1 protein-coding gene is annotated in these 231 nt (G+C 44.2%); it reads right to left on the bottom strand.

What is annotated here, in order from left to right; translation table 11 throughout:
• Window positions 1–231, bottom strand: a 231-nt coding sequence (locus R0J88_RS24030) for an efflux RND transporter permease subunit (protein ID WP_410901462.1), incomplete at both ends; no start/stop codon positions are given.

The raw sequence follows: 231 nt of genomic DNA, 5'->3' as shown, positions 1-231 counted from the left end.
GCGTGCTATATACTTCGCTAATCGATTCTTTAATGAATACAGACGAGGCGTAACTGTCTTGAATTGTTGTGCCTTCAGGTAGGTTTCGTTTGATTTTTTCAACCTCACTACGTGCGTTGTCTACCACGGTTAATGTGTTTGCTTTAGCTTGTTTTGCAATACCCAGGCCAATCATGTTGCGGCCGTTACCACTGAACAACCTTTCGTCGTCGGCGGCCTCTATTTGAACAT

The organism is Pseudoalteromonas sp. SIMBA_162 (assembly GCF_046535955.1).
Classification (GTDB): domain Bacteria; phylum Pseudomonadota; class Gammaproteobacteria; order Enterobacterales; family Alteromonadaceae; genus Pseudoalteromonas; species Pseudoalteromonas marina.
The sequence above is the reverse complement of the archived record's forward strand: the minus strand, read 5'-3'. Positions and strand labels throughout refer to the sequence as shown.